17 protein-coding genes, 1 tRNA gene and 1 riboswitch are annotated in these 18069 nt (G+C 67.5%); of the genes, 5 read left to right on the top strand and 13 right to left on the bottom strand.

The window, feature by feature from the left end:
- Positions 1 to 19 precede the first annotated feature (19 nt).
- Positions 20 to 234, top strand: a riboswitch (cobalamin riboswitch).
- Between the two features lie 119 nt (positions 235 to 353).
- Genes nrdH through nrdF form a run of 4 tightly spaced genes read left to right on the top strand, consistent with a single transcriptional unit; the run spans position 354 to position 4091 of the window.
- Positions 354 to 599, top strand: coding sequence for a glutaredoxin-like protein NrdH (gene nrdH / locus LR394_RS32175; RefSeq protein WP_231448387.1), 246 nt, complete (start codon positions 354 to 356; stop codon positions 597 to 599).
- Positions 596 to 1012 (top strand): class Ib ribonucleoside-diphosphate reductase assembly flavoprotein NrdI, encoded by a 417-nt coding sequence (nrdI, locus tag LR394_RS32180; RefSeq protein ID WP_231448388.1) that lies wholly within the window; start codon positions 596 to 598, stop codon positions 1010 to 1012. The genes nrdH and nrdI overlap by 4 nt, the downstream gene beginning before the upstream one ends.
- Positions 1013 to 1032: 20 nt before the next feature.
- Positions 1033 to 3132, top strand: coding sequence for a class 1b ribonucleoside-diphosphate reductase subunit alpha (gene nrdE, locus LR394_RS32185; RefSeq protein ID WP_231448500.1), 2100 nt, complete (start codon positions 1033 to 1035; stop codon positions 3130 to 3132).
- Positions 3129 to 4091, top strand: coding sequence for a class 1b ribonucleoside-diphosphate reductase subunit beta (gene nrdF, locus LR394_RS32190; RefSeq protein ID WP_407937166.1), 963 nt, complete (start codon positions 3129 to 3131; stop codon positions 4089 to 4091). Before nrdE ends, nrdF begins: the two co-directional genes overlap by 4 nt.
- A 5-nt stretch (positions 4092 to 4096) precedes the next feature.
- On the opposite strand, the gene LR394_RS32195 is transcribed toward nrdF, so the two are convergent.
- The 5 genes from LR394_RS32195 to LR394_RS32215 form a co-directional block, all read right to left on the bottom strand.
- The gene (locus LR394_RS32195) at positions 4097 to 4798 is read right to left on the bottom strand and encodes a FadR/GntR family transcriptional regulator (protein WP_231448389.1); all 702 of its coding nucleotides are present in this window, start codon (positions 4796 to 4798) and stop codon (positions 4097 to 4099) included.
- Between the two features lie 4 nt (positions 4799 to 4802).
- Positions 4803 to 5135: an L-rhamnose mutarotase gene (locus tag LR394_RS32200; protein WP_407937169.1), complete on the bottom strand. Its 333-nt coding sequence runs from the start codon at positions 5133 to 5135 to the stop codon at positions 4803 to 4805.
- Between the two features lie 109 nt (positions 5136 to 5244).
- Positions 5245 to 5907 carry an NADPH-dependent F420 reductase gene (locus LR394_RS32205; RefSeq protein ID WP_231448391.1) on the bottom strand — a complete coding sequence of 221 codons (663 nt, stop codon included), beginning with the start codon at positions 5905 to 5907 and terminating at the stop codon, positions 5245 to 5247.
- Between the two features lie 60 nt (positions 5908 to 5967).
- A complete protein-coding gene (locus tag LR394_RS32210) occupies positions 5968 to 6999 on the bottom strand; it encodes an LLM class flavin-dependent oxidoreductase (RefSeq protein ID WP_231448392.1) in 1032 nt (343 codons plus the stop codon).
- 107 nt (positions 7000 to 7106) lie between these two features.
- A complete protein-coding gene (locus LR394_RS32215; protein ID WP_231448393.1) occupies positions 7107 to 8093 on the bottom strand; it encodes a CapA family protein in 987 nt (328 codons plus the stop codon).
- Between the two features lie 334 nt (positions 8094 to 8427).
- Here LR394_RS32215 and LR394_RS32220 point away from each other — a divergent pair.
- Positions 8428 to 8501 (top strand) — tRNA-Ala (locus LR394_RS32220).
- A 71-nt stretch (positions 8502 to 8572) separates the two neighbouring features.
- Here LR394_RS32220 and LR394_RS32225 read toward each other — a convergent pair.
- From LR394_RS32225 to LR394_RS32260, 8 genes are all read right to left on the bottom strand, one after another.
- Complete coding sequence (locus tag LR394_RS32225) at positions 8573 to 11341, bottom strand: EAL domain-containing protein (protein ID WP_231448394.1); 2769 nt, start codon at positions 11339 to 11341, stop codon at positions 8573 to 8575.
- Between the two features lie 70 nt (positions 11342 to 11411).
- Entirely contained in the window at positions 11412 to 11633 is a 222-nt protein-coding gene (locus tag LR394_RS32230; RefSeq protein ID WP_231448395.1) for a hypothetical protein, read from the bottom strand.
- 104 nt (positions 11634 to 11737) lie between these two features.
- Complete coding sequence (locus LR394_RS32235) at positions 11738 to 13090, bottom strand: alpha-L-fucosidase (RefSeq protein WP_231448396.1); 1353 nt, start codon at positions 13088 to 13090, stop codon at positions 11738 to 11740.
- 42 nt (positions 13091 to 13132) lie between these two features.
- The gene (locus tag LR394_RS32240; protein ID WP_231448397.1) at positions 13133 to 13984 is read right to left on the bottom strand and encodes an amidohydrolase family protein; all 852 of its coding nucleotides are present in this window, start codon (positions 13982 to 13984) and stop codon (positions 13133 to 13135) included.
- Entirely contained in the window at positions 13981 to 14943 is a 963-nt protein-coding gene (locus tag LR394_RS32245; protein ID WP_231448398.1) for an aldo/keto reductase, read from the bottom strand. The genes LR394_RS32240 and LR394_RS32245 overlap by 4 nt, the downstream gene beginning before the upstream one ends.
- Positions 14943 to 15830 carry a carbohydrate ABC transporter permease gene (locus LR394_RS32250; RefSeq protein ID WP_231448399.1) on the bottom strand — a complete coding sequence of 296 codons (888 nt, stop codon included), beginning with the start codon at positions 15828 to 15830 and terminating at the stop codon, positions 14943 to 14945. Before LR394_RS32250 ends, LR394_RS32245 begins: the two co-directional genes overlap by 1 nt.
- A complete protein-coding gene (locus LR394_RS32255) occupies positions 15823 to 16767 on the bottom strand; it encodes a carbohydrate ABC transporter permease (protein ID WP_231448400.1) in 945 nt (314 codons plus the stop codon). Before LR394_RS32255 ends, LR394_RS32250 begins: the two co-directional genes overlap by 8 nt.
- A gap of 32 nt (positions 16768 to 16799) precedes the next feature.
- Positions 16800 to 18065 (bottom strand): ABC transporter substrate-binding protein, encoded by a 1266-nt coding sequence (locus tag LR394_RS32260; protein WP_231448401.1) that lies wholly within the window; start codon positions 18063 to 18065, stop codon positions 16800 to 16802.
- Positions 18066 to 18069: the final 4 nt, after the last annotated feature.

Here is an 18069-nt window from a genome sequence, read left to right on the forward strand (position 1 = left end):
GCACCCCCTCCTACGGCATATGGTGCTGCCTGTTGCTGGTTCGCTCCACCATCCAGGTGGGGCGTCGTAAGAGGGAACCTGGTGTGATTCCGGGACTGCCCCGCAGCGGTGAGTGGGAACGAACGCCGTCAACGGCACTGGGCACGCAGCAGCGGGCCTGGGAAGCGACGGTCAGTAGGTGTGCGTGAGCACGGGCCCACGAGTCCGAAGACCTGCCCGCAACGTGCGTACCCTCGGGTGCGCACGTCCGTGGTGCTCGCGAGGGACGAGACCGGGCCGGCACTGCCGCACGCGTGCCGTCGCTCCGGAATCACCCTGCGCCACCGAGGTATCGAGGGATTCGGATGTGCCAGATGACCATCACCGTTTACAGCAAGCCCGCCTGTGTCCAGTGTGACGCGACGCATCGCGCCCTGGAGAAGTCCGGCCTCGCCTACGAGGTCGTCGACATCACCGAGAACGCCGAGGCCCGTGAGTACGTCCTCGCCCTCGGTTATCTGCAGGCACCCGTCGTCGTGGCCGGCGAGGACCACTGGTCCGGCTACCGCCCCGACCGGATCCGCGCCCTCGTCGTTCAGGCGGCCGCGGCCGTCGCATGAGTTCGCTGGTCTACTACTCCAGCGTCTCCGAGAACACCCACCGCTTCGTCCAGAAGCTCGGCCTGGCCGCGCAGCGCATCCCGCTGCGCCCGGCCGAGCCGTTCCTGCACGCGATGAGCCCCTATGTGCTGCTGGTACCCACCTACGGCGGCGGTAACGAGGGCGGTGCGGTGCCCCGGCAGGTGGTGAAGTTCCTCAACGACGAAGGCAACCGGGGGCTGCTGCGCGGGGTGATCGCGGCGGGCAACACCAACTTCGGCTCGGCGTACTGCGTGGCCGGCGACATCATCGCGGCCAAGTGTCAGGTGCCTTACCTGTTCGCGTTCGAGCTCATGGGAACGACCGAGGACGTGCAGCGCGTCCGCAAGGGATTGGAACTCTTTTGGCAACGACAGTCAGCGAACCGGAGCTGAGCACCTCGGCCACGCCGGCGATGGACTACCACTCGCTCAACGCGATGCTCAACCTTTACGGCCGCGACGGCGAGATCCAGTTCGACAAGGACCGGGAGGCCGCCCGGCAGTACTTCCTGCAGCACGTCAACCAGAACACGGTCTTCTTCCACGACCTGGACGAGAAGCTCGACTACCTCCTCGCGAACCAGTACTACGAGAGCTCGACCCTGGAGAAGTACGACCGGGCGTTCGTCAAAAAGCTCTACCAGCATGCCTATTCCAAGAAGTTCCGGTTCCCGACCTTCCTCGGCGCGTTCAAGTACTACACCTCGTACACGCTGAAGACCTTCGACGGCAAGCGTTACCTGGAGCGTTTCGAGGACCGGGTCTGCATGGTCGCGCTGGCCCTGGCCGACGGCGACGAGGCCTTCGCCCGGCAGCTGGTCGACGAGATCATTTCCGGGCGTTTTCAGCCCGCCACCCCGACCTTCCTGAACCTCGGCAAGGCCCAGCGCGGTGAGCCGGTCTCGTGCTTCCTGCTGCGGATCGAGGACAACATGGAGTCGATCGCCCGCGGCATCAACTCGGCCCTGCAGTTGTCCAAGCGCGGCGGCGGGGTTGCGCTGCTGCTGAGCAACATTCGCGAGCACGGCGCACCGATCAAGCACATCGAGAACCAGTCCAGCGGTGTGATTCCGGTGATGAAGCTGCTGGAGGACTCGTTCTCCTACGCCAATCAGCTCGGGGCCCGCCAGGGGGCCGGGGCGGTGTATCTGCACGCTCACCACCCGGACATCATGCAGTTCCTGGACACCAAGCGGGAGAACGCGGACGAGAAGATCCGGATCAAGACGCTCTCGCTGGGTGTGGTGATCCCGGACATCACGTTCGAGCTGGCCAAGAAGAACGAGGACATGTACCTGTTCTCGCCCTATGACGTGGAACGCGTGTACGGGGTGCCGTTCGCCGACGTTCAGATCTCCGAGAAGTACCGGGAGATGGTGGACAACGGGCAGATCCGCAAGAAGAAGATCAACGCCCGCGACTTCTTCCAGACCCTGGCCGAGCTGCAGTTCGAATCCGGCTATCCGTACATCCTTTTCGAGGACACGGCCAATCGCGCCAACCCGATCAAGGGCAAGATCACCCATTCCAACCTGTGCTCGGAGATCCTCCAGGTCTCCACGCCGTCGACCTACCATGCCGATCTTTCCTACCAGCACGTCGGCCGCGACATCTCCTGCAATCTGGGCTCGCTGAACATTGCCTCCACGATGGACTCGCCCGACTTCGGCCTTACCGTGGAGACCGCGATCCGGGCGCTGACCGCGGTGTCGGACCAGACGTCCATCGATTCGGTGCCTTCGGTGCGACGGGCCAATGCCGGCGGGCACGCGATCGGGCTCGGCCAGATGAACCTGCACGGATACCTGGCCCGCGAGCGGGTCTTCTACGGTTCCGAAGAGGGCCTGGACTTCACCAACATCTATTTCTACACGGTGGCCTATCACGCCGTCCGGGCGTCGAACCAGCTGGCGATCGAACGGAATTCACGCTTCGCGGGTTTCGAGGACTCGGCGTATGCCGACGGTTCCTACTTCGAGAAGTACACCGAGCAGGTCTGGGAACCCCGGACGTCCCGAGTTCGTGAGCTTTTCGAGGGTATCCGGATCCCGACCAGAGACGACTGGCGCGCCTTGGCCGCCTCGGTCGCCGAGCACGGTCTCTACAACCAGAATCTGCAGGCGGTGCCGCCGACCGGATCCATCTCGTACATCAACAATTCCACCTCCTCGATCCACCCGATCGTCTCCAAGATCGAGATCCGCAAGGAAGGCAAGCTGGGGCGGGTGTACTACCCGGCGCCGTTCATGACGAACGAGAATCTGGAGTACTACCAGGACGCGTACGAGATCGGCCCGGAAAAGATCATCGACACCTACGCCGAGGCCACTCAGCACGTCGATCAAGGGCTTTCGCTGACCTTGTTCTTCAAGGACACGGCCAGCACCCGGGACATCAACAAGGCGCAGATCTACGCGTGGCGCAAGGGAATCAAGACGATCTACTACATCCGGCTGCGGCAGATGGCGCTGGAAGGAACCGAAGTGGAGGGCTGCGTCTCGTGCATGCTGTGAAACTGATCGACCGAGTCCAGGCGATCAACTGGAACAAACTCCAGGACGAGAAGGATCTGGAGGTCTGGGACCGGCTGACCGGCAACTTCTGGCTGCCGGAGAAGGTGCCGCTGTCCAACGACATCCAGTCCTGGGCCACCCTGAGCGACGTCGAGAAGCAGATGACGACACGGGTGTTCACCGGCCTGACCCTGCTGGACACGATCCAGGGCACGGTCGGCGCGGTCAGCCTGATCCCGGACTCGCTCACCCAGCACGAGGAGGCGGTGTACACCAACATCGCGTTCATGGAGTCGGTGCACGCCCGGTCCTACTCCTCGATCTTCTCCACACTGATCTCCTCGCGGGAGATCGACGAGGCCTTCCGCTGGTCCGAGGAGAACCCGGCCCTGCAGCGCAAGGCCGAGATCGTGCTGGAGTTCTACCGGGGCGAGGAGCCGCTCAAGCGCAAGGTCGCCTCCACCATGCTGGAGTCGTTCCTGTTCTACTCCGGCTTCTACGCGCCGATGTACTGGTCCAGCCGGGCCAAGCTGACCAACACCGCCGACCTGATCCGGCTGATCATCCGGGACGAGGCGGTGCACGGCTACTACATCGGCTACAAGTTCCAGAAGGGCCTGGAACTGGTGGGTTCTCAGGAGCGGCAGGAACTGAAGGACTACACCTTCAGCCTGCTGTTCGAGCTGTACGAGAACGAGGTGGAATACACCCAGGACCTGTACGACCCGCTCGGCCTGACCGAGGACGTCAAGAAGTTCCTGCGCTACAACGCCAACAAGGCCCTGATGAACCTGGGCTACGAGGCGCTGTTCCCGCGCGAGGAGACCGACGTGAACCCGGCGATCCTGGCCGCGCTCTCGCCCAACGCCGACGAGAACCACGACTTCTTCTCCGGCTCGGGCTCGTCCTACGTGATCGGCAAGGCGGTGAACACCGAGGACGAGGACTGGGACTTCTGATTCCGTCAGCCCAGGTTCGGCTGGTCCCCGGCCTCGGCCAGCGTGCGGCGTAGCCACTGCTCCACCCCGGCCACGTGCACGCTGGCGTAGGCCTGGGCCACGTCGGGCTGGCGCTGGGCCAGGGCCAGCTGGATCGCCCGGTGCTCGTCCAGGGTGCGGGCCACCGCCGAGTCCTGGGTCAGGCCGCGCCAGACCCGGGCCCGGTGGGTGCGGCCCGAGACGCTCTCGATCAGCGAGGCCAGCACGTCGTTGCCGGAGGCCCGGGCGATCCGGCGGTGGAACTCCTGGTCGTTCTCGACCAGCGCCTCCAGGGTCGGGGACTCGCCCAGGCTGTCCAGCAGGTCGGCCAGGCCGGCCACGTCCTCGTCGCTCATCCGGTAGGCGGCCAGGCTGGTGGCCGCCGGTTCCAGCAGCCGCCGGACCTCCAGGAACTCCAGCACCGAGCCGTCGTGCTGCAGGTCGACGATGAACGAGATGGCCTCGGTCAGCATGCCGGGGGCCAGGCTGGTGACGTAGGTGCCGTCGCCCTGGCGCACGTCGAGCACGTTGATCAGGGCCAGGGCGCGCACCGCCTCGCGCAGCGAGTTGCGGGAAAGGCCCAGCTGGGTGGCCAGATCGGCCTCGCGCGGAAGCCGGTCGCCGGGAGCCAGGCGACCGGAGATGATCATCTGCTTGATCTTGTCGATCGCGTCGTCGGTGAGCGCCACGGCCCTACTCCGGACCCTTGAGCTGGCTGGAGAGACTCCAGACGAAGGGCAGGCCGTCGTCGTCACCGGAGTAGTCGTCGGGGGTGGACTGCAGCGGCGTCACCGCGGCCTGCCAGGCGATGTTGGCCGGATGGTCGCGCAGCACGTCCCGCATCCGGTTGTAGTCGTCCACGTCGACCACGTGGAAGACGTCGCGGCCGTTGCGCCAGATCCGCCAGTCGCGTACGCCGGCCTCCACCAGGGCCGCGGCCAGATCGGCCGGAACCTCTGCGTGGAGCCGGTCGTACGCTTCTTCACTACCTGCGTGCAGGCGGGTGTGGAGTGCCTTCTGAACCACTTTGTTCACGCTCCCGGTCTTCTGCCCTTACGTACATGGGCAGAATACATCCGATGACTTGGCTCGGATGTCCGGTCGGCAACCTATTCGGCCGGAGCGTGCGCTTTATTCATCGGAGGTCTGAGGGCACCGTGGGCTGATCCGGCTGCTCGAAGGGTTCCGCGAGCGCGGCCCGGATGGTGGCCGCGTCGGTGTTCGCCCCGAACAGCGACGTCCCCGGCTGCAACCGAACCCCTTGAGCCAGCGGCCCGGCCTCGACCGGGTCGAAACCCAGGGCATCGATCAGCGCAGCCACCTGCGCCACGGCGGTAGCGTCATCCCCGGCCAGAGCGATCGCCTTGCGCTCGGGGCTGCCGGCCTCGCTCTCCAGGTCGTGATAACCCATGTGGTTGAACGCTTTCACCACCTTGGAAGCGGACAGGAACTCCTGCACGATCTCGCTGGAGGTGGTGCGCGGATCGTTCAGGTCGTCTCGCACCCCGTCCGTCTCCCACCAGTAGTTCATCGCGTCGATCACCACTTTGCCGGCCACCTCGTCCGTCGGGATGTTCCGGTACTTACCCAGCGGCAACGCCAGGATCACCAGATCCGCCTGCGCCGCGGCCTGTTTCGAGGTGACCGCCCGTGCGCCGGGGGCCAGAACGCCGATGATCAGCGAGATCTTGGCCGGGTCGCCGGATCCGGAGATCAGCACATCGTATCCGGCCGCGGTCGCGAGCCGGGCCAGCACGGTGCCGACCTTGCCCGCCCCGAGGATGCCGATCGTGGTCATTTCGCCTTGCCTTTCACCAATGGGAGACGCTTGTGGGCACGGATCGCAAAGGCCCTGAACTCAGGCGCTGAGCAGGTCGCGGACCATCGGGATCACCTTGGAGCCGTACAGTTCCACGGTGCGCAGCCGGGCGGCGGCGGGGAGCGCACCACCGGTGTAGGTCAGGTCGAAACGGCCCACGTCGAGCGCCTTCACGGTCTTGGCGATCCGCCGGGCCACCGTCTCCGGCGAACCCACGTACAGCGAACCGTCTTCCACCTCGGCCTCGAACTGGGCCCGGGTGCGGGGCGGCCAGCCGCGCTCGGCGCCGATCGCGTCCATGATCGCCTTGTGCGGCTCGTAGTAGAGCTCCATCGCCTCCTGGTCGGTGTCCGCGATGAACCCGTGCGAGTGCATGCCCACCGGGTGCGCGGTGGTGCCCAGCTGCTCGGCCGCGCGGCGGTACAGGTCCACGTAGGGCGCGAAGCGGGCCGGGTCACCGCCGATGATCGCCAGCATCAGCTTGAGGTCGTGCTGCGCGGTGCGGACCACCGACTGCGGCGAGCCGCCGACCCCGACCCAGGTGTCCAGCCGTCCGGACTCGGTCTTCGGGAACACGTCGGCGTTGCTCAGCGCGGCGCGGGTGGTGCCGCTCCAGCTGACCGGCTTCTCGTCGAGCAGCTTCACGAACAGCTCGAGCTTCTCCTCGAACAGCACGTCGTAGTCGGCCAGGTCGTAGCCGAACAGCGGGAAGGACTCGGTGAACGAACCCCGCCCGAGGATCGCCTGGGCCCGGCCGTTGGAGAGGGCGTCCACGGTGGCGAAGCGCTGGAACACCCGCACCGGGTCGTCGGAGCTGAGCACGGTGACGGCGGTGGCCAGCTTGATCCGCTCGGTCCGGGTGGCGATGCCGGCCAGCAGGGTCTCCGGGCTGGAGATGGCGTACTCGGAGCGGTGGTGCTCGCCCAGCGCGATCACGTCGACGCCGGTCTGGTCGGCGACGATCGCCTCGTCCACCACCTGGCGGATCGCGGCGGCCTGCGAGACCGGAGCCCCGGCCTCGTCCACCGGAACCTCGCCGAACGTGTCGAGGCCCAAGACCAGCTCACTCATGACTCCGCCTTCCTAGTGGTTGATTACTCAACTACATTGTGGACGACGGCCTCAACCACGCCAAGGCCCGGGTTATGCCCGCGGCGCTGACCTCACCGGCCAGGTGCTCAGTCGACTCCGCACTGCTTGGCCAGCTGAGACAAGTAGGCACCGGCAGCCTTGGCGTCCGAGCCGGTGAGCAGCTGGGGGCGGCCGCTGCGGATCTGGGCCGGGTTCCACTTGGTGTCGACCACGCCGTCCTGGTCCACCACCACGTCGTAGACCCCGGACCGGATCGACTGGGCCTTGGTGGCGTAGAAGACGAAATTGCCCAGGCCGTAGTGGATCGCGGTGTTGCCCTCTTCCTCGTAGGGCTCCAGCACGTGGGCGTGGCTGCCCACGATCACCTGGGCGCCGGCCTCCTTGAGCTCGGCGGCCAGGTCACGCTGGCGCTGCGTGGGGCAGGACTGCGTCTCCACTCCCCAGTGCAGCACGACCACCACCACGTCGGACTCGGCGGCGGCCTTGCGCACCGCCTCGGCGAGCAGGCCCTCGACCTTGGCCGAGGCCAGGCCGGGCTGGCTGTCCGTCGCGGTCCAGGTGCCCAGGGCGAAGTTGTCCAGCACGTCGGTGGCCCCGATCACCGAGATGTCGACGCCGTTGACGGTGCTGCGGAACGGGGCGAATGCCTCGGTGACGTTCTCGCCGATGCCGATCATCGGCAACTTGGCCTTCTTGCCGGCGGCCAGGGTGTCGGCCAGGCCTTCCGGCCCGTAGTCCATGCCGTGGTTGTTGGCCACGGTGACCACGTCCACCCCGTTCTCCTTCAACGCGGTGAGTGCCTTCGCCGGAGCCCGGAAGGTGAACTCCTTGGGCTCGGGCACTCCCCCGTCGGTGATCGCTGTCTCCAGGTTCACGATCGCCAGGTCCGCCTTCTTCAGCGGCTTGAACGCGGTACCCAGGTCGCCGTTCAGCCCGGCGGCCGAGGAACCGGCGAAGTGCACGTCACCCCCGAACGAGATCCGGGCCTCTCCGCTCTCCGGAGCCTGCTCCACCTCCCCAGTGGCCGTGGGCTCGGGCGTCGTCGTGGCGGTGACCGGCGACGTGGTCGCCACCACCGCGCCCGACCGGACCGACCCGTCCGTACTCGAAGTTGCAGGTGAGCAGGCAGAAACGGTCATGGCCGCAACCACGCCGACCAGTACCCCTGCACGAATCCGACCCAATGCTCGGCCCTCCCTGGCCCGTACGCGACGGTGCCCTATTAAAGAGGAATGTCCAACCTCACGGGGAGGCCTCTCAGGCAACATCGGTCACTCGATTGCAGTAGTGAAGACGTTGCGGCCAACTGTCGATGTTGCGAAAACGGGGGACGGATCGCGGCGGGCAGACGGCTCCCTCCCCCGATTCGGAGCATGGGGCCGGACAGTGCTAGTGTTTCTTCTTGTTGGGGCTATAGCGCAGTCTGGTAGCGCACCTCGTTCGCATCGAGGGGGTCTAGGGTTCAAATCCCTATAGCTCCACCGCAGGTTAGGGCGGTTTCCCACTCTCGGGAAACCGCCCTAACGGCTTTGCCAGCTACGAAGTACAGCTTCTACGCCGGGTGCCGCGGCACCGCGGCATCCGCCTGGGCCTCCCGCCGGGCCGCCGTGGCCAGCATCAGCTGAGTGACGGTCTCGGCCGGGCCCGGCCGCCCGAAGTGGTATCCCTGAGCCTGCTCGCAGCCGAGCCGGCGCAGCGCGTGGATCTGCTCGGGCTGCTCGATCCCCTCGGCGATGGTCTCCAGTTTCAGCGTCCGGCCCAGGTGCACGATGGTCTCGACCAGGCTCTCCTCGGCGCCGGTGCCGGACAGCCGCTCGACGAACGAGCGGTCGATCTTCAGGATGTCGACCGGGAAGTTGTGCAGGTAGCTCAGGGACGAGTAGCCGGTGCCGAAGTCGTCGATGGCGATCCGCACACCCATCTCCTTGAACGCCCGGAGCGTGCGCAGGATGGTCTCGGTATCGCTGACCAGGATGCTCTCGGTCATCTCGAGCACCAGGCGCTGTGGCGGAAAACCACTTTCCCGCAGCGTTTCCTGCACCTCGGCGACGAACTCGCGCCGTTGCAGCTGCTTCACCGAGACGTTCACCGACACCGTCAGGTCCACGAACGGGGACAGCTCCGCCCATTCCTGGCCTTGGGCGCAGGCCTGGCTCAGCACGAAACGGCCCAGTTCGTGGATCATCCCGGTCTGTTCCGCAATCGGGACGAACACGTCCGGCGGGACCATCCCGCGCTCGGGGTGCGGCCAACGCACCAGGGCCTCCACCCCGACCAGTTCCCCGGAGTCGAGCATGTAGGTGGGCTGGTAGTGCACCTCGAGCTCCTGGTCGATCAGGGCCCGGCGCAGATCGCTCTCCAGGGTCATCCGGTCCAGCAGCTCGTGGTGCAGGCTGGGGTCGTAGACCGCGGGCCGGCCATCGCGGCGTTCCTTGGCCTGGTACATCGCCAGATCGGCGTTGCGGACCAGCTGGTCCACGTCGATCGAGCCGACCTCGGCGGAGGCGATCCCGATCGCCGTGCCCACGAACACCTCCTGCCCGTCCAGGTCGATCGCCGGTTCCAGCGCGGCGTGCAGGTGCCGGGCCAGCTGCACGAAATCGGCCTCGCTGGAGGCGCCCTCGACCAGGACCGCGAACTCGTCGCCACCCAGCCGGGCGATCGTGTCGCCCGGGCGCAGGCAGCCGGCCAGGCGTCGGCTGACCACCACCAGCAGCGCGTCCCCGGCCGGATGCCCCAGGGTGTCGTTGACCGCCTTGAACCCGTTCAGGTCAAGGAAGAGCACGCCGATCAGCTCGGTCTGCCCGGGAGGCGGGGTGCGCTGCAGGGCGTGGGCCACCCGGTCGTTGAACAGGGCCCGGTTGGCCAGGCCGGTCAGGGAGTCGTGGAAGGCCTGGTGCACCAGGTCGTCCTCGAGCTTGCGGCGCTCGGTGATGTCCCGGGTGTTCAGCACGTAGGCCTGGACCGCCGGATCGTCGAGCATGTTGGTGAGGACCTCCTCCATCACCAGTTCCCGGCCGTCCGGCATGGTCAGCCGCAGTTCGATGATCTCCCGGCTCATCGGTTCGCGGGAGACCTTGGCCATCGCCGCGTACATCGCCCGGGTGGAGTCCTGGTCCAGGTAGGCGCTGATCTCCAGGCCGACCAGCGACTCGGCCGGGACCCCCAGCACCCGCCTCGCCGAGTCACTGATGTAGCTGAGCACGCCGTCCTTGTCCATCAGCCCGATCACGTCCGAACTGTTCTCCACCAGCGCCCGGAAGCGCTTGTTGTTGGACTCGATCCTCACCGTGCCGGCCACCACCCGGGCCTGCAGGATCTCGTTCAGCGCCCGGTTCTCCCGCCGGACCAGGATCTGGTGCACCACCACCAGCAGGAGCAGGACGGTCCGGATCCAGTTGGTGATGTCGTCCTTGAAGCCGGTGATCTCCGGGGTGACGGCCGAGACCAGCGCGGCCACCACGATGAAGCCGTCCGGGACCGAGGCCCCGAACCCGCGCACCCGCCGGGGCATCGGGATCTTGGCGTCCGGCGGCGGCACCAGGGCGGCGCAGAGGAACAGGGTGGCGCCGATCGGCCAGCCCGCGTCGAACGGGGTGCCGGTGCGGTAGGTGCCGCTCAGCGTTGCGTAGACCACGTAGGCGTCGGTCACCCCGGTGGTCACGACCAGCCCCAGGGTGCCCCACCAGGGAACCAGCGGCCGCAGCCCGCTGTTGCTCATCCCGGCCACCAGGTACAGCATCAGGGCAGCGAGCAGGCTCACCGTACCCAGCCAGAGCAGCGGAACCAGGGCGTCGGCGGTGGCCACCCGCTGAGCCGCGATGGCCGGGCCGATCACCGCCACCCAGAGGGTCAGGAAGAAGGCCCAGCCGACCACGGTGGCGTCCAGCACCGCCCGGATCAGGGCTCCCGGCTGGCGCGCGTAGTCGCGCATCATCACCGCGCCGATGCCGCCGACGAAGGGCACCAGGGCGACCAGGATCATCAGCCAGCCCAGGTTCTGCAGCGTGCTGCGGCCCGAGCTGTTGATCGGCAGGAGCACACTGCCCAGTTGCAGGAACTGGCTGAAGGCCCAGAACCCCATGGCCGCGCGGAAGAACTTCCAGATCTGCTGCTCGGACTCGTCGTCCGGGGCCTGGGTGCCCCGCCAGTGGCAGGCGAGCCCGGTCAGCAGGGCGAACAGGACCACCGAGCCGGCCGCCAGCGCGGACCGGAAGTGATCGGACCCCAGGCCCAGCCCGAGGACCGAGGCGGGTACGACGCAGGCACCGGCCGCCACAGCGGCCAGTGCCCGGCGGCGGCCGAACTGGTGCGGAGCCATACCATGCTCTCGGCAGGGCAGGCTCGGCCTTGATGAACCGTCCCGGTCGGCCTGGCCGGGACGATTCGGTTCAGGACAGGGCGGACAGGCGCTGATCGACCGCCATCGCGACGTCGGTGGGCGGGTAGCCCCGCGCCGCGAAGGTGAACACCGTGGACTTCAGTTCCTCGCGGACCGCGGCGCGGGCGTCCGCATCACCGTTCGCCAGGACCTCGTCGATACGGGTGAAGAGTTCGTCGATCTGATCGGTGTCGTAGCCACGGAGCACGACAGGGAAGAGCTTCTTGGCCATGCGGCGGAGTCTAGCCATGCTGTTCGGCCCAGCCCGCATTCGTCCTCCGGTCGTGGGTCCGCAGAGCAAACACCCACAACCAGAGGACGATGTGGTCTCCTCGGTCAGGCGAGGTCGAACAGGACGGCTACCGGGCCGGGCACCGAGGACTCGGGCACGTTCACCGACACGCCGCCGTCCACCGCCGTGGCGTCGACCGCGGTGCCGTCGACCAGGCGGGCCGTGGCCAGGTTCAGGGCGCCGGCCTCGGCCTTGAGCACCACCGGGCCGGTGGCCTGGATCAGCGCGTTGACCTGCGAACCCTTACCGGTCCAGCGCACCCACGGCTCGTCCGAGGCGGCGCCCACGGTGACCGGGTTGGTCCCGTGCACCAGGTCGCCGTTCACGTCCATCCAGGCGGCGATGCCCTCCAGGCAGGCGACCTGCAGGGCGGGGATCCGGCCGGCCTCGTCCGGGCCGACGTTGAGCAGGAAGTTGCCGCCCCGGGAGACCACGTCGAGCAGGTGCCGGACCGCGCCCGGGCCGTCGAAGTGTGTTTCCGCTCCCTCGTTCTGGTTGTAGGCGAACGAGTAGCCGACGCCCCGGCAGTTCTCCCACATGTCCTCGACCGACTCGGCATCGCGGCCCTGCTGGTACTCCGTGGTGCGGAAGTCCCAGTGGGTCAGGCCCCAGCGGTCGTTGACCACACCGTCCGGCACCGCGCCGTAGTACTGCTCCAGGATCCGGGCGAAGCTCTTCGGGCCGTCCGGCTTACCGGCGTCGGGCCACTCGATGTCACCCCAGAGGACGTCCGGCGCGTACCGGTCGATCAGGTCGGCGACATGGGCGAAGGCGTACTCGTTGTAGGCCTCGTCGACCGGCCGGTGGCCCATCATTGAGTCCTCGTCGACGATCGGGCCGTTGTCGTCCTTGTGGAAGTGCCAGTCCAGGCCGCCGGAGTAGTAGACGCCGAACTTGATGCCGGCTTCCCGCGCAGCAGTTGCGAATTCACCGATGATGTCGCGCTTCGGGCCGCGCGCCACGGTGTTCCGGTCACCGGTGCCCGGGGCGTCCCACAGCGTGATGCCGTCGTGGTGCTTGGTGGTCGGCACCACGTACTGCGCGCCGGTGCGGCGGAACAACTCGAGCATGGCCTTCGGGTCCCACTCCGAGGCCGTCCACTGGTCCAGGAAGTCGTCGTAGGGGGCGCCGCCGTAGATCGTGTTCTGGCGTTCCTGGGCGGGCGAGCCGTCGATCCGGATGGTGTTGAAGTACCACTCGGAGTACGGGTTGTGCTTGAACCAGGTGCGGCGCTCGATCGTGCCCAGCTCGCCGGTCGGCTCGGCCCAGGCGGGTACCGAGTAGGCGCCCCAGTGCACGAAGATGCCGAACTTGGCGTCCCGGTACCAGCTCGGGACCTCGCGCTCGAACTGCTTGTACAGCTCCGGGCGCTGGGGCTTTTCGTGGAACATCGCCATGTGCTGATTCTCCTCGATGAGATTCTTCGGGGGCGGTCAGGATCAGGAGGAATTGCCGACGCGGTAGGTACGTTCGGCGTTCTGGTGCCGGAACGCGGCCTGCTCGGTCGTGGAGAGCTCGGCGACCAGGTCCAGGGTGCGGCCGACGGTCTCGGCGTAGGATCCGGCCAGAGTGCTCACCGGCCAGTCGGTTCCGAAGATCAGCCGGTGCGGGGAGAAGACCGCCAGCAGGTGGTCGACGGCCCGGGCGATCTCTGCTTCGCCGGCCCCCAGGGTGAACAGGCCGGAGAGCTTGCAGCTCACGTTGGGCCGGGCGGCCAGTTCGGCGATGTGGGACGCCCAGCGCACGTAGGCGTCGAAGTCGCCGATGGGTGGTTTGGCCGCGTGGTCCAGAACGAAGGACGCTTCGGGCAGGGAACCGACCAAGGCGCAGGCCGCCGGGAGCTGGTCCCAGCGGACCAGCAGATCGTGCACCAGGCCTTGTTCGGCAACGGCTCGGGCGCCGCGCTGGACCTCGGGCCGCAGCAGCCAGTCCACGTCCGGCTCGTCCTCGACCTGATGACGGATCCCGGCCAGCAGCTCACCACCGCGACTCGAGCGCAACTGGGCCACAACGTCTTCAATTTCGGGAACAGCGAGATCGACCCAGCCGACCACCGCGGCGACCAGGCCGTCCGACCCGGCCGCCACGTCCAGAAATTCCTGGGTTTCCGCGACCGACGAAACGGTCTGCACCAGAATGGTCTCAGAGACGCTGGCACCAGTGGTCTCGGCCCGCAGATCGGTCAGCCCGAACGGCCGGCGGAGAGCTTCCAGGCCCGGCCCCGCCATCCACGGGTACTCTCGCTGCGCCGGGTTCCAGAGGTGGTGATGAGCGTCGATGATGCGGGTCATGCGGCTTCCGGTAGCGGTGCGTCGGATCGGACCAGGCCCTCGGCCCGCAACGCGTCCCAGACCGGCTGCGGCACCGGCTCTTTGATCAGCTCGGCATTGGCCCGGACCTCGTCGGCGCTGCGCATGCCGAGGATGGTCGAGGCCACGGCCGGATGCGCCAGGGCGAACTGCACGGCCACGGCGGGCAGGTGCACCCCGTGCTCGAGCGCGATCGCGGCCATCCGCCGGGCCTTTTCGAGAACCGGTGCGGTGACCGGCTCGTACCGGTAAGTGGCGTTCGGCGAGGGCGAGTCCGAGGCCAGCAGCCCGGAGCCGTACACCCCACCCAACACCACCTTGGTGTTGCGGCGCAGCGCGGCCGGCAGCAAATCGTCCAGCGCGTCCTGCTCGATCAGGTTGTAGCACCCGGCCAGCAGCACCACGTCCAGGTCGAACTCGTCCACGAACCGGGTCAGCATGGCCGCCTGGTTCATCCCGGCGCCGACCGCCCCGATCACGCCCTCGTCGCGCAGCCGCAGCAGTTCCGGCAGAGCGCCTTCGCGGGCTTCGTTCTCGTGGTCGTCCGGGTCGTGCACCAGGGCCACGTCGATCCGGTCCAGGCCGAGGCGTTCCAGGCTCTCCTCGATCGAACGCCGAACCCCTTCGGCCGAGAAGTCCCAGACCCGGGTGTGATCCGCGGGGACATCGAACCCGTTGTCCAGGTCCCGGCCACCTTCCGGCGAGGGCCGCAACAGACGTCCCACCTTGGTCTGCAGTACGAACTCATCCCGCGGCAGCTGCTGAAGCGCCCGCCCCACGCGACGTTCCGACAGACCCAGCCCGTAGTGCGGGGCGGTGTCGAAGTACCGGACGCCCGCTTCCCAGGCCGCGTTCAGTGCCTCCTGCGCGGCCTCGTCAGTGACCTCGGTGTAAAGGTTCCCGAGCGGTGCGGCGCCGAAACCCAGTGGTGTGAAGTGCATCAGCGGCCGCCCATCCCGGTCGTGGCGATCCCGCTGACCAGGTGCTTGCGCAGCATCACGAGCAGCAGCAGGGTGGGCACCATCGAGATCACCGAGGCGGCCATCACCAGGTTCCACTGCGAGCCCTGCTGGCTGAAGAACAGGCTCAGGCCGAGCGGCACGGTGCCCTTGTCCTCCACGCTGTTGGTGATGATCAGCGGCCACAGGAAGCTGTTCCAGTAGTTGATGAAGGTGAACACCGCCAGCACCGCCAGGCTGGGCCGGGCCAGCGGCAGCATCACCGAGAAGAAGGTGCGGAACTTGCCGGCCCCGTCGACGGTCGCCGCATCGGCCAACTCCTGCGGGATGGTCAGGAAGAACTGCCGCATCAGGAACACCCCGAACGCGGTGAACGCCCAGGGCAGGATCAGCGCCTGGTAGCTGTCCACCCAGCCGAACTCCTGCATCAGCGAGAACATCGGCACGACCAGGACTTCCTGCGGGATCATCAGGGTGGCCAGGAAGGCGGCGAAGAGCACGTTGCGGCCGCGGAACTTCAGCCGGGCGAAGGCGTAGGCCGACATGCTGGCCGCGACCAGGGTGATCAGGGTGCCGGCGGTGGCGACCAGCAGACCGTTCAGGATGAACTTGTGGAACGGCAGGTAGTCGAGCGCGTCGGCGTAGTTCTGCCAGCGGATCTCCTTGCCCCACAGGCTCGGCGGCACACTGAAGACGTCGCTGGCCGGCTTGAGCGAGGTGGCCACCGTGTAGATCAGCGGGGCCAGGAAGAGCAGGGCGACCAGCCACAGCAGGGTCGCGGAGACCGCGTGCCGGACCTTCTTGGCGCTGCTGCGGGTCTGCCCGGCCGGACGGCCGGCGGGCCGGTCGGTGACCAGTTGCTCAGACATCGTAGGTCACCCACTTCTTCTGGAAGAGGAACTGCAGGGCGGTGATCACCAGGATGATCGCGAAGAGCACCCAGGCACCGGCCGCGGCCATCCCGAGGGCGAAGTTGGCGAAGCCCTCGCGGTAGATGAAGAGCACCAGGGTCTCGGTGGTGGCGCCCGGCCCGCCCCCGGTCAGGAGGTAGGGCTGGGCGAACACCTGGAACGTGGTGATCAGGGTCATCGTGGTGGCGAAGAACATCGACGGCGAGATCATCGGCAGGGTGATGTGCCGGAACCGCTGCCACGGGCCGACCCCGTCCAGGCTGGCCGCCTCGTTGAGCGAGGCCGGGATGGAGTCGATCGCGGCCGAGAAGACCAGCAGGTTGTAGCCGAAGCCCTGCCAGACGCTCATCGTCACCAGGGCGATCATCGCCCAGTTGGGGTCACCCAGGAAGTTCGGCATGTCGATGCCGACCTGCTGGCCGATCCCGTCGATCAGGCCGTTGGGCTGGTAGATCATCTTCCAGACCAGCACGTTGGCCACGATCGGGGTGACCACCGGGACGAAGAAGATCACCCGCAGGGCCTGCCGGCCGCGCCGCATGGTCGCGATCCAGACCGACAGGCCGAGCGAGACGAGCAGGTTCAGCGGCAGGTAGAGCACCGTGAAGACGACCGTGTTGAGCACGACCCGCCGGAACTCCGGGCTGCCCAGCAGCGCCGAGAAGTTGCCGGTGCCGGTGAGCGAGCGCTCCCCGAACGCCGGCCAGTTGTAGAAGCTCATCACCAGCGACATCACGATCGGGACGACCGTGAACACGGTCAGGCCGATGGTGCTGGGGGCGGCGAACACCGTCGCCGCCGTCGCGTCGGAGTCCCGCCACGACTTCTTGCTTCTCGGGGGCCCGCCCTGGGCCGGCCTTTCCCGGGCCGGCGCGGTCGTGCTCTGCGTGCTCATCGGTACTCCCTGCCGTCAGACCGCTGAGGGTTTCAGTTCGCGTCCTGCGACTGGATCTGGCCGAACGTGTCCTTGACGGTGCTGGTCCCGTTCATGGCCGGCACGCCGTACTGGATCAGGTCGGAGCCGACCTTGGTCCAGTTGCTGGTGGTGCGCATCGGCTCGGCGGTCGCGCCGGCCGCCTCCAGGGCCTCCTTGGCCCCGTCGAAGGCGTTGTCGTACCACGGCTCCTGCGCGCTCACCCGGGACGGGAAGGCCCGGCCGTCGGCCGCCAGCTTCGAGAGCTGCTCGGTGCTGGTGATCGTCTGGATCGCGGCGAACGCCTCGTCCGGGTTCTTGCAGCTCTTGGAGATACCGAAGCCGGAGCCCGCGCTCAGCGTCTTGCTACCGCTCGGGCCGGCCGGGATCTCCACCGCGCCGAGCTGGAAGTCGCTCTGCGACTGGATGCTCAGCAGGTCCCAGGGGCCGTCGACGACCATCGCGGCGTTCCCCGCGATGAACTGGTTGTAGGCGTAGGTGCTGTCGTTGCCGGACAGCTCCGGCGCCACCTTGTCCTTGCCGACCAGGTCGGCGTAGGTCTGCCCGGCGGCCTGCAGTTCGGCGTTGTCCAGCTGCAGCTTGCCGTCCTCGCTGACCGGCTGCTGCCCGGAGAGGCTCAGCAGCATCGGGAACATCTGCAGGTCGGCCGGGTAGGCGGCGAAGCCGAACTTGCCGTCGGTGCTCAGGGCCTTCGCGGCCGCGGTGAAGTCGTTCCAGGTCCAGCCCGCCTTCGGCGCGTCGACCCCGGCCTCCTTGAACCGGTCCACGTTGTAGAGCATCAGCATCGGGCCGTTGTCGTAGGGAATGCCGTACTGCGCGCCGTCGGAGGCCAGGCCCTCCAGCGAGGCCGGCACGAAGTCCTCGGTGTCCAGGCTCTTGCTCTGGATCAGGTCGTCGAGCGGGAGCAGGCCGTCCTTCAGGGCGCCCAGGCGCAGGCTCTGCACGCTGACGATGCAGGGGGCCGAGCCACCGGCGATCCGGGTGCCCATCTTGGTGAAGTAGTCGTCGAACGAGGTGGTCTCGAGCTTGACGGTGATCTTCGGGTCGGCCGCGTGCACGGCGTCGGCGGCCGCCTGCCAGGCGTCCTTCTCGGCCGTGCCGCCCGACCACATCGACCAGTCGATGGTGACGTTGCCGTCCGCGTCGGTGCTGCCGCCGGAGTTGCCGCTGCCGTCGTTGCTGCCGCAGGCTGCCAGTGCCGAGATGCTCAGGCCCGCGACGGCGAGGACCGCCAGGGACCGGGGGGTGGAGCGCTTCATGGGG

This window comes from Kineosporia babensis, from assembly GCF_021129305.1.
GTDB lineage: Bacteria > Actinomycetota > Actinomycetes > Actinomycetales > Kineosporiaceae > Kineosporia > Kineosporia babensis.